This is a genomic window from Paenibacillus sp. 10L310 (genome assembly GCF_056395745.1).
This window is the reverse complement of record NZ_JBFTKC010000005.1, coordinates 329453-346695: the sequence shown is the minus strand read 5'-3', so window position 1 is coordinate 346695 and position 17243 is coordinate 329453. Positions and strand designations below refer to the sequence as shown.

The window sequence follows — 17243 nt, the reverse complement described above, 5'->3', positions numbered from 1 at the left end:
AGATGGGATTATCCGTGAGTTCAGAACCAACAGCCTCCAAGCTGTATGTAAAGGAAACCCAGTGTCCGTATTGCAGTGTGCAGTGCAAGATGACTGTTGAAGAACTGGCTGCACCTGTTCCAGGCCAGCGTCGTGGTGAGTATACGGTTCAGGGTGTCCCGAATGAAGCCTCTCAGGGCAGGTTGTGTGTGAAGGGTATGAATGCACATCAACATGCGCTCAGTGGTCAACGATTAATGCATCCGCTCATTCGTCGTAATGGCGAGCTTGAACCCTGTTCCTGGAAGGAGGCCATTCAGACCATCGCAGAGCGGTTTCAGGACTTGAGGGATTTATACGGAGCAGATACGGTCGGAGTATACGGAGGCGGATCTCTGACCAATGAAACAGCCTATCTGCTCGGTAAGTTCGCCAGAGTTGCATTGGGGACAAAATATATCGACTATAATGGACGGTTCTGTATGTCAGCTGCGGCTTCAGCTGGAAGTAAAGTGTTCGGGATGGATCGTGGGTTGACGTTCCGACTGTCTGATATTCCCAAGGCGGGCTGTATTGTACTCGCAGGCACCAATATTGCAGAATGCCAACCTACCCTGTTGCCCTACTTCAATCAGGCCAAGGAGAACGGGGCGTTCATTATCGTTATTGATCCACGCAAGACGGCAACCGCTGCCATTGCCGACCTTCATTTACAGGTGAAGCCTGGCATGGATGCTCTGCTGGCGGACAGCATGTTGAAGGTGATTATGGATGCCGGATTGGTGAAGCCTCATTTTATAGACAAACGAACGCATGGTTACGATCAATTGATACAAGGGTTGGCTGATCTGCAACTCGAACAGGCGGCACAAGCGTGCGGGGTTGATCTGGCGCTGATTCGTCAGGCGGCGATGGCATACGGTGAGGCAGAGACAGGCATGATCATGACAGCACGTGGTGTGGAGCAGCAGACGGATGGACATATGGCAGTGAGACACTTTTTGAACCTGGTGCTGGCAACTGGCAAAATTGGTAGAGAAGGCTGCGGATATGGTGCCATCACAGGTCAAGGCAATGGGCAGGGCGGACGGGAGCATGGTCAGAAGGCTGACCAGTTACCGGGTTATCGATCCATTGAAAATGAAGCCGATCGTGCCTATGTGGCATCCGTCTGGGGTGTGGACCCTGCAAGTTTGCCAGGCAAAGGGGTATCCGCCTACGAGATGATGGAGAAGGCCCATGATCAGGAGATTCGGGCGTTGCTTGTAATGGGCTCCAACCCGGTCGTATCCAACCCCAATGTGCGTTTGGTGGAAGAAGGTCTGCGCAAGCTGGACTTTCTGATCGTGGCAGACATGTTTCTGTCCGAGACAGCGCGAATGGCTGATCTGGTTCTGCCGGTTACATCTTATATGGAGAATGAAGGTACATTGACCAATCTGGAGGGGCGTGTTCTGCTCCGTGAACAGGGGCGGCCTGCGCCGGGAGAAACGCTTGATGATTGGGATATATTATGCCGGATTGCCGCGCAATTGGGTAGAGCTTCTTATTTTGAATATGACACTGCTGAGGATATCTTTAATGAGCTTCGGGTGGCGAGTCGTGGCGGAGTGGCTGATTACTATGGCATTACCTATGAGCGTTTGCGTAACGAGAAAGGGGTATACTGGCCGTGTTCTGCCCTGGAGGATCAGGGAGAAGGGCTGCTGTTCGGTGAACGATTCGCTCACCCGGACGGCAAAGCGGCATTCACATTTGAATCCAGCCCAGGCTGGAATGATATATCTTCCGAGTTCCCCTTAATTCTCACCAATGGGCGTGTGCTACCTCATTATCTTACAGGGGTGCAGACACATCGAAGTCCGGCACTGGCAGCTCGTGAATTGGAGAACTTTGTTGAACTTCACCCGGCTACCGCTGCCCGTTATCGTATTCACGATGGAGAGTGGGTAGAGATTCAATCGACGTACGGAAGCTTCACGGTTCGTTCGCGCATCAAGGATTCCATTCGGGAGGATACCTTGTTCGTGCCGATGCATTGGGGCGGCATTCAGAATGTGAATCGGGCCACCAGACCAGAGCTAGATCCGTTCTGTCGGATGCCTGGGTTTAAGACAGCAGCTGTAACCATTCGACCGTTGCGTCTGGCGAGATGACTCATAAAATTACAGGTTACCGGCGACATAAACTGTTCTGATGTTAGCTTAGCGGCTGCGCAGTCCATATTTATATGAGACTGTGCGGCTTTTTTTGCGTATATGTACGCAAGTAGGCCCTAGTTCCGTGGTTCCACGTAAACATGAGGATTGGCTCATGAATATGGATTGAATTTTAGTTATGATGTTCATTAGGGGTACATATGTACGTGTTTTATATTTTATTTAGAGGCAGATAGTCATTTCGAGTTTAGGTTATTCCGCATCGTGGTATAGATATCGGGGCTTATGGAAGCTTCTTCAAATAGAGCAGGATAAGGGAGGGAATGCAGTGAACGTATGGATAACGGTAAAAAGTCTGGGCAAGCGCAAGCCGGTACTTGCCAAGCAAGCTGCCGAACTTCCGGAAACAACTCATACGTTAAGGCAGCTCATTGAGAACATGGTGGCTGTACAAGTAAAAGCGCTTCAGGACAAGAAACAACAGGCAGAATTGTTCGCCTACCTGATGCCGGATGATATTGACGCGCAAGGAGCGGTGGGGAAAGTCGGGTTTGGCGCAGTATACAATGAGGGTGTTCCTGATCTGGAAGTTGCGATGGAGACAGCTATAACCGCATATGAGGATGGGTTGTACAAAGTGTTTCTCAACGATGAAGAATTGCAGGAACTGGATGAGTCACTTGTTGTAAAAGACGGAGATAACGTGGTGTTTATTCGTTTTACAATGCTAGCCGGACGTCTGTGGTAGAGAACGATGAAGGAGGAGAACAGGATGAATCAGGAAGAGCAAGTACAGGTGTATATGGATGGATTGCAGGAAAGAGCCAAGTCGTTAACAGGGGTACAGCTTGAGCTGGCAGGCTATGTTGTGGAGATCGCCGGGTCTACGTATTTACGTGGAGACGAAAAGATGTTTTTGAATACGGATAAGTTGCTTGGAAGGTTGGCTGCAGAAACACAGAAACCATTATTCGAGCCACTACTGGATGTGCTCCAGCATCTGGCGAGCGAGTCATTGGTTGCACGATTCCGTTATATCGCAGAGCGTGCGACTCGTTTCCCATACAGTAACAACTATGAACGCCGCCCTTTCCGCACATCCGATCCGGAGCAGCATGTAGAACAAGTCATCCGTAAACTGATGGGATTGTTCCGTATGGAAATGAAAAATTTCTCGCTGGAAGAATATGTGTCACTTCGTGAGTACAAGCTGGATTATTTGCATGAGATCCGTTGGGTCCTGGCGGATTGTATCGCTTATGAACTGGATCATCAGGGCGGAGATATGAAGCAGGCGCTACATGATATTATCTATGGTGACAATCAGACGGCGCTGTTAACCCATGAAATGATCAAAGGTATATTCATGAGCGATCAGGCGGATGCCTATCAGATGGTGGGTGAGCTACTCGTTGCAGCAAGGTTGCAGGAAGGGCTTCGCCAAAGCATTGTGGAGCGGATGGATGAAGGGACACTGGAAGCCTATATTTACATATTAAAAATCATTATCGACAACAACCTGATTCGTTTCAGTTCCGTGGTAAGAGCGCTTGCCGTATGGACGGGGATCGGTATAGAAGCAGCCAACCAGCGTGTTGCGGCACAGTTGATTGAACAGGCCTATCAGGCGCTTGTGCAACCAGAAGTACGCGAGGCCTGGCAGCAGGAAGCTAACGCCAACAAACTCTTTATCAGTCTTTGGGCGACAGCGGTCATTGAAGAGAATGAATTGAAGAGCAAGATAATCGAGATTATGGATCAAGGTCAGTTATATCAGAAGATTGTTGCTCAATATGTACTGGCTAACAGCCAGAACAGGGAGCTTCGTTTGGACATTGCACGTCGTTATCTGGAGGCGCAGGATACCGAGTTGATGCACTGGATTGTGACCAACTATGATGCGATGTATATGTACAACTGGAGTTTCGAGAATGGAGAGAATCAGCGTAGCGTCTATGTGTGGCCATTGCCTGCTCTTGGAGATAAGGGCTTGCGGCGTCAGGATTTTGATCGGTTCAAACAGATGCTGGCTGCCATTCCAAAAGGCGGGTCAGGTGGACCATCGGGTGTACTTGAGTATGTTCACTACCGGATTGATACGGATGATGTAGTCAAAAAAATGTTATATTTGGCCGCTTATGATATGGACCCGGAATGGATCGGGGAGGTCATCGCAATCAAGGACCGTTTAAGCCCGGAACTGCGCGGAGAACTGTTGTCCCAGTTTGTTCAGCATCCCGATAATGAGGTGCAAAGACAGTTTGTGTTTGAGAGTTTGTCTGATAAAAGCATCAGTAATCGGGAGAGTGCACTCGCCAAAGCGAAGCTACTCACGTTGACGGTTGATGAGATGAAACAGATGGAGGCGTTGATGAAGCTCAAAACAGGCTCACTTCGTCAGAAGGTCATCCATGTATTGTTACTGCAACCCGTGGACCAATTGGAGGTCTCGCTGAAGCGACTTTTGCAGGCCAAGAGTGAACTGCAGCGCTTGGGTGCGCTAGAATTATTGACCGAGATTGCGGCAGATCCAGAGCGGATAGATCAGCAGGAGCAATTGCAGCCATTGGCGCAGCTGATTGAGACACCCACTGCCAAGGAACAGAAACTACTGGATAAGCTGACTGATCAGGGGAGTCGTTACACAGTTTCTAATGGATTTGGTTTATTTGATCCGAAGCGACGTGAGCCATTGCTGGATGAGAAGCGTGATCTCAAGGGCCATAATCCGAAGGATATCTTTACACTCTCTCTGGATAAGACCAGACCATTTCTGGAGGGACTTAGTGAATTAGTGCATGAACACAGGGATTATGAGTATCAAGTGGAATACTACGCTGGCTATAAAGACACATTGTTAGTCGGAGCGAGTCTTCGCTCCAAGGTTCCGTATGGAGAGCGGATTGAAATGAAGCAGATGGAACAGTTCCCGCTTCATGACGTATGGGAGAACTATATTCAACATGCCGAGTTCAACAGTGTGGAACTGATGCAGCTATACATGGCTATACAGCTCGGGGAGTTCAATGGCAATTTGAGCGACCATTACAGTTATTTCCGTGAGCAGTATGACTATGACGAATTGCAGAAGATTCCATTATTGGAAGGCTGGCGCAAGTCGTTTGCCGAACGGATCTATCCTCTGGATGACATCGAAAAGCTGCAGCAGATGCTGGATTCGTTAACGTATAAGGATCAGGTAGTGGCACTGATATCGGCGGCATTTCAAGATAGCGATCCGATCGACACGTTTGAAATAGCTGAGAAAACCTGGGCCTCCATCATCGCAAGTATGCCTGCTGATCGACTCGAAAAAGAGTCAGGCATGCTTCATATTCTGACTGGACCTTGGAATTATGTAGTTCGTGGCAAAATCCATGACGATAACAGCTTCAAACGTTTCTTCCAGACAGCTTACCAGTTCACCAGTCTTGTAGAGAGTAGTCAACCGCTGTCTTTACTGTCACTTGAAGATTTCCTGCGTGCGTACCAGTTGAACCTGATTGATGATCAAGAGATATATCGACAGGTGCTGGTCGGTGGGAATCGTCTGTTGTTTATTCGGGACTTAACATCCACTCGTACAGAAATGATCGCGAGTGATCCGAAGCTTGTTCAATTGCGAGATGCGGTGGTCGATCGCATTCTGGAGATTGAGCTGACCCGGGGAGAACTCTCTACAGAAGTAAGCACACTTGCCATGAAACTGGATCGAATTGAAGGCATGGAACACTGGGTACATCTAGTCTCGGCGATGGATCAGGATACATTTGTCCGTGGATATATCTATAGCTATGGAGACAACACAACACGTAAAGAGACGTTTAGCTATTTAATTCAGAATTGTCATCCACGGAATGGAGAAGATGATAAGCGTCTTGGGGAGTTGCTCCATAAGTATCCGGTGAATGAGAAAAAATTGCTGGAAGCAGCCATGTACGCCCCGCAGTGGATGGAGATTGTAGCGAAACATCTGGGATGGGAAGGTCTTCGCAGTGCAGCCTGGTATTTCCATGCCCATATTAATGAACGCTTTACTGCCGAGAAAGAAACCATCGTGGCCCACTATTCTCCAATCTCACCACAGGACTTTAATGAAGGTGCGTTTGATATCGCTTGGTTTGAAGAAGCCTATGCTGCTGTCGGGGAGGAACGGTTCAATCTGTTATACGATTGTGCCAAGTACATTTCCGGGGGATCTAATCACCGCAGATCCCAATTGTTCGCAGATGCTGCACTGGGCAAGCTTCGATTGGACGATATGCGTGAGTCCGTGTCAGACAAGCGAAACAAGGATCATTTGTTAACCTACAGTTTGATTCCATTCGCTGTAAATCGCGAACAGGATCTGCGTGAGCGATACGACTTCATTCAGAAGTTCCTGATGCAGAGCAAACAATTCGGTGCGCAACGCCGTGCCAGTGAAGGTGTGGCATCACAGATTGCACTGGGCAATCTTGCTCGTAATGCAGGTTATGCCGATGTTACGCGGCTGATGTGGGACATGGAAGCACGTAAGTTGGATGAGATGAAATCCTTCTTTGAACCTCATGCATTGGATGCTGACACGACGGCACAATTGGTCATTGATGAGGAAGGCCAACCCGAGATGGTTATCGTTAGCAAAGGGAAGACACTCAAATCTGTACCTGCCCGGTTCAAAAAAGATGGATATATCGCTGAACTGAAAGAGCTGAAATCGGATCTGGTGGATCAGTATCGCCGGGCACGGCAGGAGCTGGAACGTTCGATGACTGCTGGAACGTCATTTACACGTGAGGAAATTGCCAGTCTGATGCAAAATCCGGTTATACAACCGCTGGTAAGAACACTTGTCTTCCAGTCAGGTGACAAGACTGGAAGATTCGATGTATCGTCCAGTGGTTTGGTTGCTCCAGGGCCGGAGGGTACGATCCAGGCACTATCGGAACAGGATCAACTGTTGATTGCTCATCCGCTTCATCTGTATCAGAGCGGAAGCTGGAGTGAATTCCAGCGGGATCTGTTCACCCGTCAGGAGCGTCAGCCGTTCAAGCAGGTATTCCGTGAGCTGTATCTTCCTAACGAGGACGAATTGGCTAATGGTACGGTGTCTCGCCGATATGCCGGGTATCAGATTCAACCGAAAAAAGCAGTAGCTCTGCTTAAAGGACGCCAATGGACTGTCAGTTATGAAGAAGGTCTGCAGAAGGTAAGTTATGAGCATAATCTGATTGCGAATCTCTATGCTATGGCAGATTGGTTCTCACCAGCAGATACCGAGGCACCTACCTTGGAGACGGTGCAGTTCTACGATCGTAAGAGCTACAAATCTGTAGCGCTGCAAGATGTGCCGCTGACGTTCTTCTCCGAAGTTATGCGTGATATCGATCTGGTGGTCAGCGTTGCACATGTGGGAGGCGTAGATCCGGAAGCTAGCCTGACAACAATCGAGATGCGCCACGTCATTGTGAACGAATCGTTGCGTCTGCTGAAGATCGACAATGTACGTTTGGACGGGAATTACGCACGAATTGATGGTGAATTAGGTGAGTATGCTGTTCATCTGGGGAGTGGTAATGTGTTCAAACAAGCCACAGGTGCACTTCATATCGTACCGGTGCACAGTCAGCATCGGGGTCGAATCTTCCTGCCATTCCTCGATGAAGATCCGAGAACAGCTGAGATTCTGTCCAAGGTGATGTTGCTCGCCGAAGATAAAAAGATCAAGGACCCGCAGATTCTTGCACAGTTACAGAACTAGAAGTGATTGAACAGAAGTGAGCCGTCCCTCTTGGGGCGGTTTTTTATTTGCTACTCCGATTTCAATGTAACTTCGAATCTCAATATAACGAGTGTAGAACAAGAATCATGGATGGAAAGTGAACAATATGGAACAATTCCAACATAAAGGCAGCTGAAGAACCTGTTAAAAGGGACCTCAGCTGCTTTTATATTTTTGGATATTTCAATGGACCGGATTGGTTCCGTTTACAAATAGACTTAGGACCCAGAGTGTGTCGATATATTCCTTAATCTGATAATTAATTGCATTAATTGGTTGATCGGGAGTGGGTCGAACCGACTGTTTTTAAAAGTAAAGAATTTGTTCGAAAGTAGTTACGGAAATGTAAATAATTCGTTTTCTTGTTTTGTTATCTGAATTGTTAATATGGTGATTCCAAAGAACTAGGCTTGTTCTAATCGGTCATTTACCAAATTTAAGGGGATGTAATTCATGATCATGTCGGCTATCGTTAGAAAGCGAAATCTGCTGACTTGCTTGCAGGCTGCAGTTTCAGAAGCCATGTGCAGGACGACCTGAATGCTTGAAAGACTGGGATCAAGCCAGTTCGCATTCCCTTGTATACATGTATTCAATATGTGCACAAGAAAAATGATCAAGAGAGAAGGAGAACTTACAACATGAACAGAAGACTCAATCTGATTTTCCTCAAACGATGGTTTATGTTATTAATCATCGTGGCGGTTGCGGCTATGCCGCTGCACGCCTTCGCCGCGGAGGCGGAATCTGGGGCCAATCGGCCTTGGATGAACAAATCCTTGTCTGCGGAGGAACGTACCGAGCTGCTACTCAAGGAGATGACGCTGGAGGAGAAAGTTGGATTCGTAACCGGTAAAGTAAATAACTATTATGGTTTCTATAATGATGGATTGGAGCGCCTCGGCATTCCGGCATTACAGATGGCAGATGGACCCGCAGGAGTACGTGTGGCTAACCCGGATGTGCAGGACAAAAAGTCCACGGCATTGCCTGCACCCATCGCGCTTGCCGCTTCCTGGGATACCAATCTGGCCAAGAAATATGGCGATCTAATCGGTAAGGAAGCACATGATACAACACATAATGTAGTGCTCGGCCCTGGGCTGGATATTGCACGTACACCATGGGGTTCCCGGAACTTCGAATCTCTCGGAGAAGATCCGCTACTGGCTTCCGGCATGGGTGCAGCGTATGTGAACGGGATTCAAAGTAATCCGGTAATCGCTACTGCGAAGCACTATATCCTGAACAACCAGGAGACGGAACGTTTCACGACCAATGCAACAGCAAGTGAACGTGCGATTCAGGAAGTCTATGCACGTCCGTTCCAGGCGATGGTCGAAAAAGCGGATCTTGGTTCAGCAATGTGTTCATTTAACCAGGTGAACGGTACATATGCTTGTGAGAACAAGGAGATGCTGACCAATGTCCTTCGGGATCAGTTTGGCTTCGAAGGGTTTGTCATGAGTGACTACGGTGCAAACTTCAGCACAGCCAAGTCCGCCAATGCGGGTCTGGATCTGGAGACACCGGGAGAGCCTTACGGCAAATGGGGAGACAAATTGCTGGAAGCCGTGAACAATGGCGAAGTCAGCGAGCAAACCATTGATGAGAAGGTTAGACGCATTTTGCTTCAAATGTTCGATAAAGGGCTGTTCGATAACCCTGTAACGAATACACAAATCAATGCCAAGAAAGACGGCAAACTGGCACGTGAAATTGCAGAAGAGAGCATGGTTCTTTTGCAAAACAACGATAATGTGCTGCCGCTGTCCAAGAAAAACGTGAAATCCATCGCTGTCATCGGTCCGGATGCAGATAACGCATCGGCTACTGGTGGAGGTAGCAGTCTGGTTAATCCGACGTATACTGTAAGTCCGCTTCAAGGCATTCGTAACCGTGCTGGTAACGGTGTGGATGTAAAATATGCTGCCGGAACGGATCCTATCTCCGCAGGAGATGCATTTAATGGACCATCCGCCGTACCTTCTACTCTTTTATCACCAGCGGATGCTCAGGAAAGTGAAAGAGAGTATGGTACAGATCGTGCGGAATACGGTCTGCGTGCTGAATACTGGACGAATAAAGATATGGAGGGTAATCCTTCTTTGGTCCGTACAGATCATCAGGTCAACATGAATCTTGGATTCTACAACTATGAAGGTTTTAACGCACAGTCTTCCAAGCTTCCAGTGACACCTACGAAATTCAATGCCAAAATGTCTGCTCGTTGGACAGGGGCGATCACAGCACCTCAAACGGGTGAATATAAACTGTCCCTGACCAGTCTAGGTTCTGCGAAACTGTATGTGGATGATAAGTTACTCGTAGACAATCAAGGTGAAACATTGAGTACAACGAAGAAAGAAATCACATTCAAAGAAGGTGAGTCCCACAATATTCGAATTGAGTATCGTACGGATTTCCCGGTACAGACTAATCATGATATGGGTGCACAGGTTCGTTTTGGCTGGGAAGCTCCAGACGACGCTGTGGATATTAAAATGCAAAAAGCAGTTGAGCTGGCGAAAAAATCCGATGTTGCCGTCGTGGTAACTCGTACGTATGACAGTGAAGGTTACGTCGACCGTTCCGACCTGGAGTTGCCGAATAACCAGGAGCAGCTGATCCGCAAGGTAGCAGCAGCCAACCCCAAAACGATCGTGGTGCAAATGAGTGGTCGCGCTGTTGAAATGGATTCCTGGCAAAAAGAAGTGCCATCCATCGTTCAGGCTTGGTATGCAGGTCAGGAACAAGGTAATGCGGTGGCACGTGTGCTGTTTGGTGATGTGAATCCATCCGGTAAGTTGCCGGTGACGTTCCCATCAGATGATTCCCAGACCCCGGTATCCACTGCGGAACAATTCCCGGGTATTAACGGGGTGGGCAACTATTCCGAGGGTATCTTTGTAGGGTATAAAGGATATGACAAAGAAGGCATGACACCGGCATTTGCTTTTGGACACGGACTGTCGTATACCGATTTTAATTATCGTAATCTGCATGTGAAAAACACTGGTAAAGGCGATAAGGAAACCGTAGAAGTATCCCTCAACCTGCGTAATACCGGTAAAGTTGACGGTGCAGAAGTTGTACAGGTCTATGTTGGCAATCTGCCAACCAAAGTCGAGACCCCGGAGAAACAACTTGCTGGCTGGGCGAAGGTTGATCTGAAAGCAGGCAAGCAACAACGGGTCAACATTCAACTGGATCGCAGCGCATTGTCCTACTGGGATGAAACATCCCATGAATGGGTAATGCCTAAGGGTAAAGTCCAAGTGTATGTTGGCAGTGCATCGGATGATATCCGTCTGACAGGCAGTGTGAATATCGGAAGCAAGTCCGGTAAATAAAAGTTCAATAAGGGAGATTGGAAGGTTGTTCTCCCAGTGAAGTTATTTCGTTAAATGCAGTTTGTTCTACTTCATATAGATTAGGAAAATGAGTCGTGGCCTAGTGGCCGCGGCTTTTTCCACAATGGAAGGAGAGTGAAGCATGATAAACATAGGTTGGCGAGAATATCCCAAACGATGGATGATCCTGTTGATCGTTGCTGTTTGTTTTGTCGGTATAGGAATCTGGCTTATCTTCAACCGAAGTGAACAACCCGCTCCGCCACCGGTTGTGGACAAACAGAGAACGGCCGAAGTTTGGTTAACCACGGGAGATCAGCAAAATCTGCTTGCACGACAGAAGCCCATTCCAATTACCGATCACCATGATGCAGACACAAGTTCTTCAGTTTCTTCAACGCAGGAGACAGACATTTCTTCGTCGGCGTTCACCATACAGATTGACCCGGACAAGACGTATCAGACCATGGATGGTTTTGGCGCAGCGATGACGGGTTCATCGGCACATCTGATCAACGAGCTCCCAGAGGAACAACAAGAGCAACTGCTGAAGGAACTGTTTACAACAGAAGGGCTGAACATGGATATGGTGCGTCATACGATTGGTGCCTCCGATTATTCGGTAGATGGAACAGGTGTGGCTTCGAGTTATACCTATGATGATATCGAGTCTGGCAAGGACTATGACATGGAATCCTTTTCGATCGAAAAGGATCAGGAAGTTGTGAACATGCTGGAGCGTGTAGCTGATTTGAAACCGGATCTTAACGTACTGGGCACACCGTGGACGGCCCCGGGCTGGATGAAGTATGGGGAGAAGACCACTAACGGTTGGTATCTGGATTACAACGATCCTCAGGTGTACGAAGCGTACGCAAGATATTTTGTGAAATATATCAAAGCTTATCAGACAAAGGGCATTCCCATCTACGGGATCACGTTGCAAAATGAACCGGAGTTCACCTCGGACAAATATCCCAGTATGAGTATGGGCGCCGAAGAACAAGCGATGTTCATTCGGGATTATCTCGGCCCGGCTCTACAGGATGCGGGACTGGATACGCGAATCATCGCGTATGATCATAACTGGGATCAGGCTGTTGAATATACCGGCAAGGTGCTTGGTGATGAACAGGCTGCTGCATATATCGATGGATCTGCTTTCCACTGTTATGCAGGTGATCCATCTGCCATGTCGGAAGTGCATGAGCGCTTCCCGGACAAAAATATCTATTTTACCGAATGTAGTGGTGGGGAGTGGAGTCCAGATTTTGGCGAGAATCTGAGCTGGCAGATGTCCAATCTCATCATTGGTGCACCTCGTAACTGGGCAAAAAATGTGCTGCTCTGGAACATCGCACTCGATCCGCAAGGTGGACCTACGAATGGTGGCTGTGAGAACTGTCGTGGGGTTGTGACGATTGACCCGGACAGTGATGAAATCACTAGAAACGTCGAGTATTATGTGTTAGGCCACATCAGCCGTTATGTACGTCCGGGAGCTGTGAGAGTTGCTTCCACGCAAGAACAGGGCAAGATCGAGAACGTAACCTTCCGCAATCCGGATGGAACGATGGTGCTGGTTGCAGCTAACACGGGTGAGGCAGAAGTTTCCTTTGATGTAGTCATGAGCGGAGATTCGTTTCGATATATACTGCCTTCCCAATCGGCAACAACCTTCCGTTGGAAGCCAAAAACGGGGGTAGAACGTTGACTCAAGATTGGAAATTATGGGTACAGATTGAATGATGGACATGGTAAAATAAACGTAGAGTTATTTCAAATTTGATGTATTAAACAAGTCCGATCCCAGGATCGGGCTTTTACATAACCTTTTACTTTTAATAGAAAAGGAGCATACGTTGGACATGTTAGTCGCTGCATATCGGGAACAGGATCATGACAAGTTGGTCGAGATTTGGGAGAGTTCTGTTCGGGCAACACATTGGTTAACCACGGGATATAAATGACCACGAAGAGGAGTGTGCAGGATGACACAGATCAAGGTGACACCGGAACAACTGGAGACGGTCAGTGGGCAGTTCGCTCAGGCACATCAGCAATTATCGGGCTTCATGTCCACATTGGACGGTAAGATGAGTGTCATGCGCAGCAACTGGGATGGCATGGAGCGTGAGCGTTTTTATAACGATTATTCAACGGCTCAAGGCACGATGAAATCTGTTCTGGAACTGGTTCTGTCCATTCAGTCGGAGCTTAAGAAGATTGCCGAGCGTTTCCGCACGACAGATGAAGAGGCGGTGAGCCAGGCAATCATGACGGCGCTGACCGCAGCGCGGGCGCTATCAACCATGGGCAAAAATAAAGGCGATGATCTGGACAAAACGCCAGGTCCACCAAAGAACATGGATGAATGGGATGAGAAGGATGCCGAGAAATACCAGAACTATGAGGAAATGCTGAAGAAAGCCAAAGAGATGGGTGATGAAGAACTTGCGCAACAGATTCAGGCCAGCATGAACATCATTCGGCTTCAGTATGAAGATGTAATCTATCAGACTGACCCCAATACGGGCAAGACGATGAAAATAACTGAGGATTCCATCGTAGGTACGTATCAGGTGAAAAGCGACAAGGGCGAAACAACCACCATCAGTCTGGATAAACAGGGCAATGTGGTGGACTATAGCAAGGATACGGAAAAGTATAGGTATTCGGAGCAAACGCACACGACCAGTCAAGGCGAGCATCTCTTTGGCAAAGCAGCACAAACGGCTACAGCCTACGGGATTGGTCTGCTGCTCACAAGCAAGACGGGCTCTGCCTTTACAGAACATGCCACTGGACTTGGTTCTTCCTTCGTCGCGGACAAATTCCTGTTCTCCGTGCCGGAAGAAGGCGAGACACGTACGATGATTTACCGTACCAATAAGGAGACGGGCAAAATTGAGAATATGATCGTGGTCACGCGCGGCGACAACGATATTGAATATACTCCGTGGCGGGAGTACTTCTAAGCCACGGATGGGGTTGGCAAGCGGGCAACACAGGGCAACCTGATTGCGGCCTGCTTGCCGACCCACCCCCCTGGAGCCATGTGATTGTGTATCACATGGCTATGCGTGTGGAGGGCAGGCGGCTTATCCGTGAGCCTGCCTATAGAGAAACACCCCGGCAACCTTCTCCCTGAGATGGGAAGGTTGCCGGGGTGTTTTGGATTCTTCTTACCGATTAGCCACGGTCGAAGGACCGGGCCGGAAGGATGGCTTTTTTTGCCAGAGATTAATGTGTCTCTTCATCCAGAAACGGTTTGTTCACCGCATAATACATGAAGCCCATCAGCAACACACCGCCCACGAGATTACCCAAAGTCACGGGAACCAGGTTGTGGATCACACCTTCAATTGAGATCGTCCCCGGATGATTCAGCACGAGTGCAATCGCGAACGTACACATATTGGCGATGCTGTGCTCGTATCCCGAGATGAAGAAGCAGAACACAAAGAGCATCATGGCAAACATTTTGGCTCCATTCTCCTTCATGAACATCGGGACAAAGAACGCCATACATACAAGCCAGTTACACAGAATTCCGCGGAAAAAGAGTTGCATGGTTGGAACTTCCATTTTGTGTTCTACCACGCTTAACAGAAAACCATTCACCTGAGACGAGTCGAACAATCCGGTCAGGTAGATTAACAGGGCAAACACAGCTGCGCCCATCAGGTTACCGCTATAACTCGCAATCCACAGCTTGATCACTTCGAACCAGCGCAGTTTCTTGCGCAGCGCCGCATACGTGTAATAAAACGTATTGCCCGTGAACAGGTCACCCCCGCCATAGGCGATCAGAATGATGGCCGCGCCAAACGTAATTGCCGCCATCGGATAGGTAAATGGGGACTGCTCCATATAAAAGAAGTTACCTGTCTTAAACGCCACGATGACGCCGAATCCGATAAACATACTGGCCAGCATGGAGCGTGCAAGGTACCTGATTAAACTTTGTTTGTAAATCTTGTGTTTCTTCAGAGCTAGTTGTTCCACGTTGCGTAAAGCTTCCGTTTCCATAATTCTCCTCCAATAGCATGGTGTCTTGCTTACCATTATAACGAAATTATGGAAATTGGGGAGGGTAAACTTGGTTTATTGATTATTACTTCCTTGTTTCGAATGCAGTACCCATATTGCAGAAGAGCCAAAATCAGGGTGTTCATTGTTGTTATTATGATTTAAATCAGACATGTCAGACATATCCTATTGTTCACCTCCTGAAGAATATTAAGATTGGGGTGGAAGCAGGATGGGACGGGCAGCCAAGGCTTCTTCCACAATCTGTTCAGGTTTCAGGTCTCGATCATCCCAGAAAATCAGATTACTGATCTCCGCATGTGGAACCTGCTGCTGTAGCTCCGTTAACATGTCATCCAACTCGGCTTCCGTTCCTTCAGAGTCCATCAGTTTGCGAACCAATTCTACCAAATGTAATCTATTGTCCATATCGATACCTCCTGAATGATTCATAGTGTGAACAAACTAGTCATTCCATGGGTTGATTCAATGGATCATACGTAATGAGCGCCGGAAAAAAATTGGGCTCAAGCATCAGACTAATGCGTTGTTCGTCTTGATCAGTATAAGAAATGATATAGTTTCCGAAATGAGACTCGTAGATGAAGTCTTGGAATTGAAAGGAATGTTCGGGATACTTTATCTTCACATATAACGTAGTAACTCCTCGGGCTAAGGTTTCTTTTAACATAGGAATTTGGGCCAAAATGATAATAGTAATAAGAACAATTAGTATACGTTTAGCGAGACGGGTCAGATGGATTCACCCCATTATCGTTAATCAATTTTCAACAATTCATGAAGGCCCATCTCAAAATAGATATCACTCCATAAGGATAGCGAGATTACCAAATTGCTCGCCTTTTTCCATACGTTCGAACGCTTTCGCTGCGTCCTGTAACGGATATACGCCATCAATTACAGGGTGTATGTCATGTTGCTCCACCCATTGCAGCATCTGGATAAACTCCTCACGGCTGCCCATAGAGGTGCCGATCAGACTGATCTGCGGGAAGAAGATAGAGCGAATGGGTAGGGTCAGATCATCCCCCGAACTTGCACCATACATCACGATACGTCCACCTGGTCTGATTATATCAAAATATTTTGGGAACATGGCTTGTCCGATGCTATCCAAGATGATGTCCACAGGTTCCAGATCGTTCTGCGTACTCCAATCGGCATGACTATCCAATGCATGGGTAGCACCCAAGCGCAGTGCCTCATTTCTTTTGGCTTCACTTCTGGAGGTGACGGTCACCTTGGCACCTGCCGCAACCGCCATGAGCAGGGCATAGGTTGCTACACCACCGCCAATACCGGGAATGAGCACATGTTCACCTTTCTTCAATACACCGCGAGTGAATAAGGCGCGATAGGCCGTCAGGGCTGAAAGGGACAGCACACCTGCTTCCTCCCAGGATAGGTGGGCTGGCTTAGGCAGGGCATTTTCAGCAGGCAACGTTATATATTGAGCCAGTGTTCCATCCATAGGGCCACCAACAATATCGGGTACGGTGGGCACTTCAGATGCATGTTCCCAACCGAGCGTAGGATGGATAATGACTTCATCTCCTATCGCGAACCCTCTTACGCTTTCGCCAATCGCTACGATAATACCTGCTCCATCGGAACCGGGAACGAGTGGGATGTCCTGAGGGCCGCGTCCTGCCATGATGAATAGATCCCGATGATTGATACCAGCGGATTTTAATTGAATCTGCACTTCCCCGGCTTCTGGTGCCCGAGAGATTGACTCTGTATATTGAAGACCTGCAAGGCCGCTCTGGGCCGAATGGACAATAGCTTTCATGTTCAATATTCCTCCTGTCTATGTAGCCAGACTTCACTACTGAGCCTCATTGTACAGACGGAGCAGATTCACGTAAAATGAACAAAAATGATTGTCAGTATCATTAAAAATAATAGATAAGCACTTTGCATGAATCGGATGAT

Annotated in this window: 9 protein-coding genes; 6 read left to right on the top strand and 3 right to left on the bottom strand. The window is 48.0% G+C overall.

Annotated elements, in window-relative coordinates:
* Positions 1-2: 2 nt before the first annotated feature.
* The 6 genes from nasC (at position 3) to AC1DE7_RS15205 (ending at position 14233) form a co-directional block, all read left to right on the top strand.
* Positions 3-2135, top strand: coding sequence for an assimilatory nitrate reductase catalytic subunit NasC (gene nasC, locus AC1DE7_RS15230; protein ID WP_477534726.1), 2133 nt, complete (start codon positions 3-5; stop codon positions 2133-2135).
* A 331-nt stretch (positions 2136-2466) separates the two neighbouring features.
* On the top strand, positions 2467-2886 hold the full coding sequence (locus AC1DE7_RS15225; RefSeq protein WP_101314605.1) for a hypothetical protein: 420 nt from the start codon (positions 2467-2469) through the stop codon (positions 2884-2886).
* Positions 2887-2910: 24 nt separating this feature from the next.
* Entirely contained in the window at positions 2911-7881 is a 4971-nt protein-coding gene (locus AC1DE7_RS15220) for a DUF4132 domain-containing protein (RefSeq protein ID WP_127550495.1), read from the top strand.
* Between the two features lie 662 nt (positions 7882-8543).
* Entirely contained in the window at positions 8544-11255 is a 2712-nt protein-coding gene (locus AC1DE7_RS15215) for a glycoside hydrolase family 3 C-terminal domain-containing protein (RefSeq protein WP_477534725.1), read from the top strand.
* Positions 11256-11397: 142 nt separating this feature from the next.
* On the top strand, positions 11398-12969 hold the full coding sequence (locus AC1DE7_RS15210; protein WP_477534724.1) for a glycoside hydrolase family 30 protein: 1572 nt from the start codon (positions 11398-11400) through the stop codon (positions 12967-12969).
* A 277-nt stretch (positions 12970-13246) separates the two neighbouring features.
* Complete coding sequence (locus tag AC1DE7_RS15205) at positions 13247-14233, top strand: WXG100 family type VII secretion target (RefSeq protein ID WP_340031973.1); 987 nt, start codon at positions 13247-13249, stop codon at positions 14231-14233.
* A gap of 265 nt (positions 14234-14498) precedes the next feature.
* Here AC1DE7_RS15205 and AC1DE7_RS15200 read toward each other — a convergent pair whose 3' ends face one another.
* From AC1DE7_RS15200 to AC1DE7_RS15190, 3 genes are all read right to left on the bottom strand, one after another.
* A complete protein-coding gene (locus AC1DE7_RS15200; protein WP_036606169.1) occupies positions 14499-15287 on the bottom strand; it encodes a formate/nitrite transporter family protein in 789 nt (262 codons plus the stop codon).
* A gap of 210 nt (positions 15288-15497) precedes the next feature.
* Positions 15498-15716 carry a bacteriocin immunity protein gene (locus tag AC1DE7_RS15195; RefSeq protein ID WP_477534723.1) on the bottom strand — a complete coding sequence of 73 codons (219 nt, stop codon included), beginning with the start codon at positions 15714-15716 and terminating at the stop codon, positions 15498-15500.
* A 394-nt stretch (positions 15717-16110) separates the two neighbouring features.
* Positions 16111-17100: a quinone oxidoreductase family protein gene (locus AC1DE7_RS15190; protein ID WP_477534722.1), complete on the bottom strand. Its 990-nt coding sequence runs from the start codon at positions 17098-17100 to the stop codon at positions 16111-16113.
* Positions 17101-17243 lie beyond the last annotated feature (143 nt).

Bases quoted from the DNA above. Each gene is read 5' to 3' on its own strand.
- nasC (WP_477534726.1), top strand. From the start codon at position 3: ATGGGATTATCCGTGAGTTCAGAACCAACAGCCTCCAAGCTGTATGTA.
- AC1DE7_RS15220 (WP_127550495.1), top strand. From the start codon at position 2,911: ATGAATCAGGAAGAGCAAGTACAGGTGTATATGGATGGATTGCAGGAA.
- AC1DE7_RS15215 (WP_477534725.1), top strand. From the start codon at position 8,544: ATGAACAGAAGACTCAATCTGATTTTCCTCAAACGATGGTTTATGTTA.
- AC1DE7_RS15210 (WP_477534724.1), top strand. From the start codon at position 11,398: ATGATAAACATAGGTTGGCGAGAATATCCCAAACGATGGATGATCCTG.
- AC1DE7_RS15205 (WP_340031973.1), top strand. From the start codon at position 13,247: ATGACACAGATCAAGGTGACACCGGAACAACTGGAGACGGTCAGTGGG.
- AC1DE7_RS15200 (WP_036606169.1), bottom strand. From the start codon at position 15,287: ATGGAAACGGAAGCTTTACGCAACGTGGAACAACTAGCTCTGAAGAAA.
- AC1DE7_RS15195 (WP_477534723.1), bottom strand. From the start codon at position 15,716: ATGGACAATAGATTACATTTGGTAGAATTGGTTCGCAAACTGATGGAC.
- AC1DE7_RS15190 (WP_477534722.1), bottom strand. From the start codon at position 17,100: ATGAAAGCTATTGTCCATTCGGCCCAGAGCGGCCTTGCAGGTCTTCAA.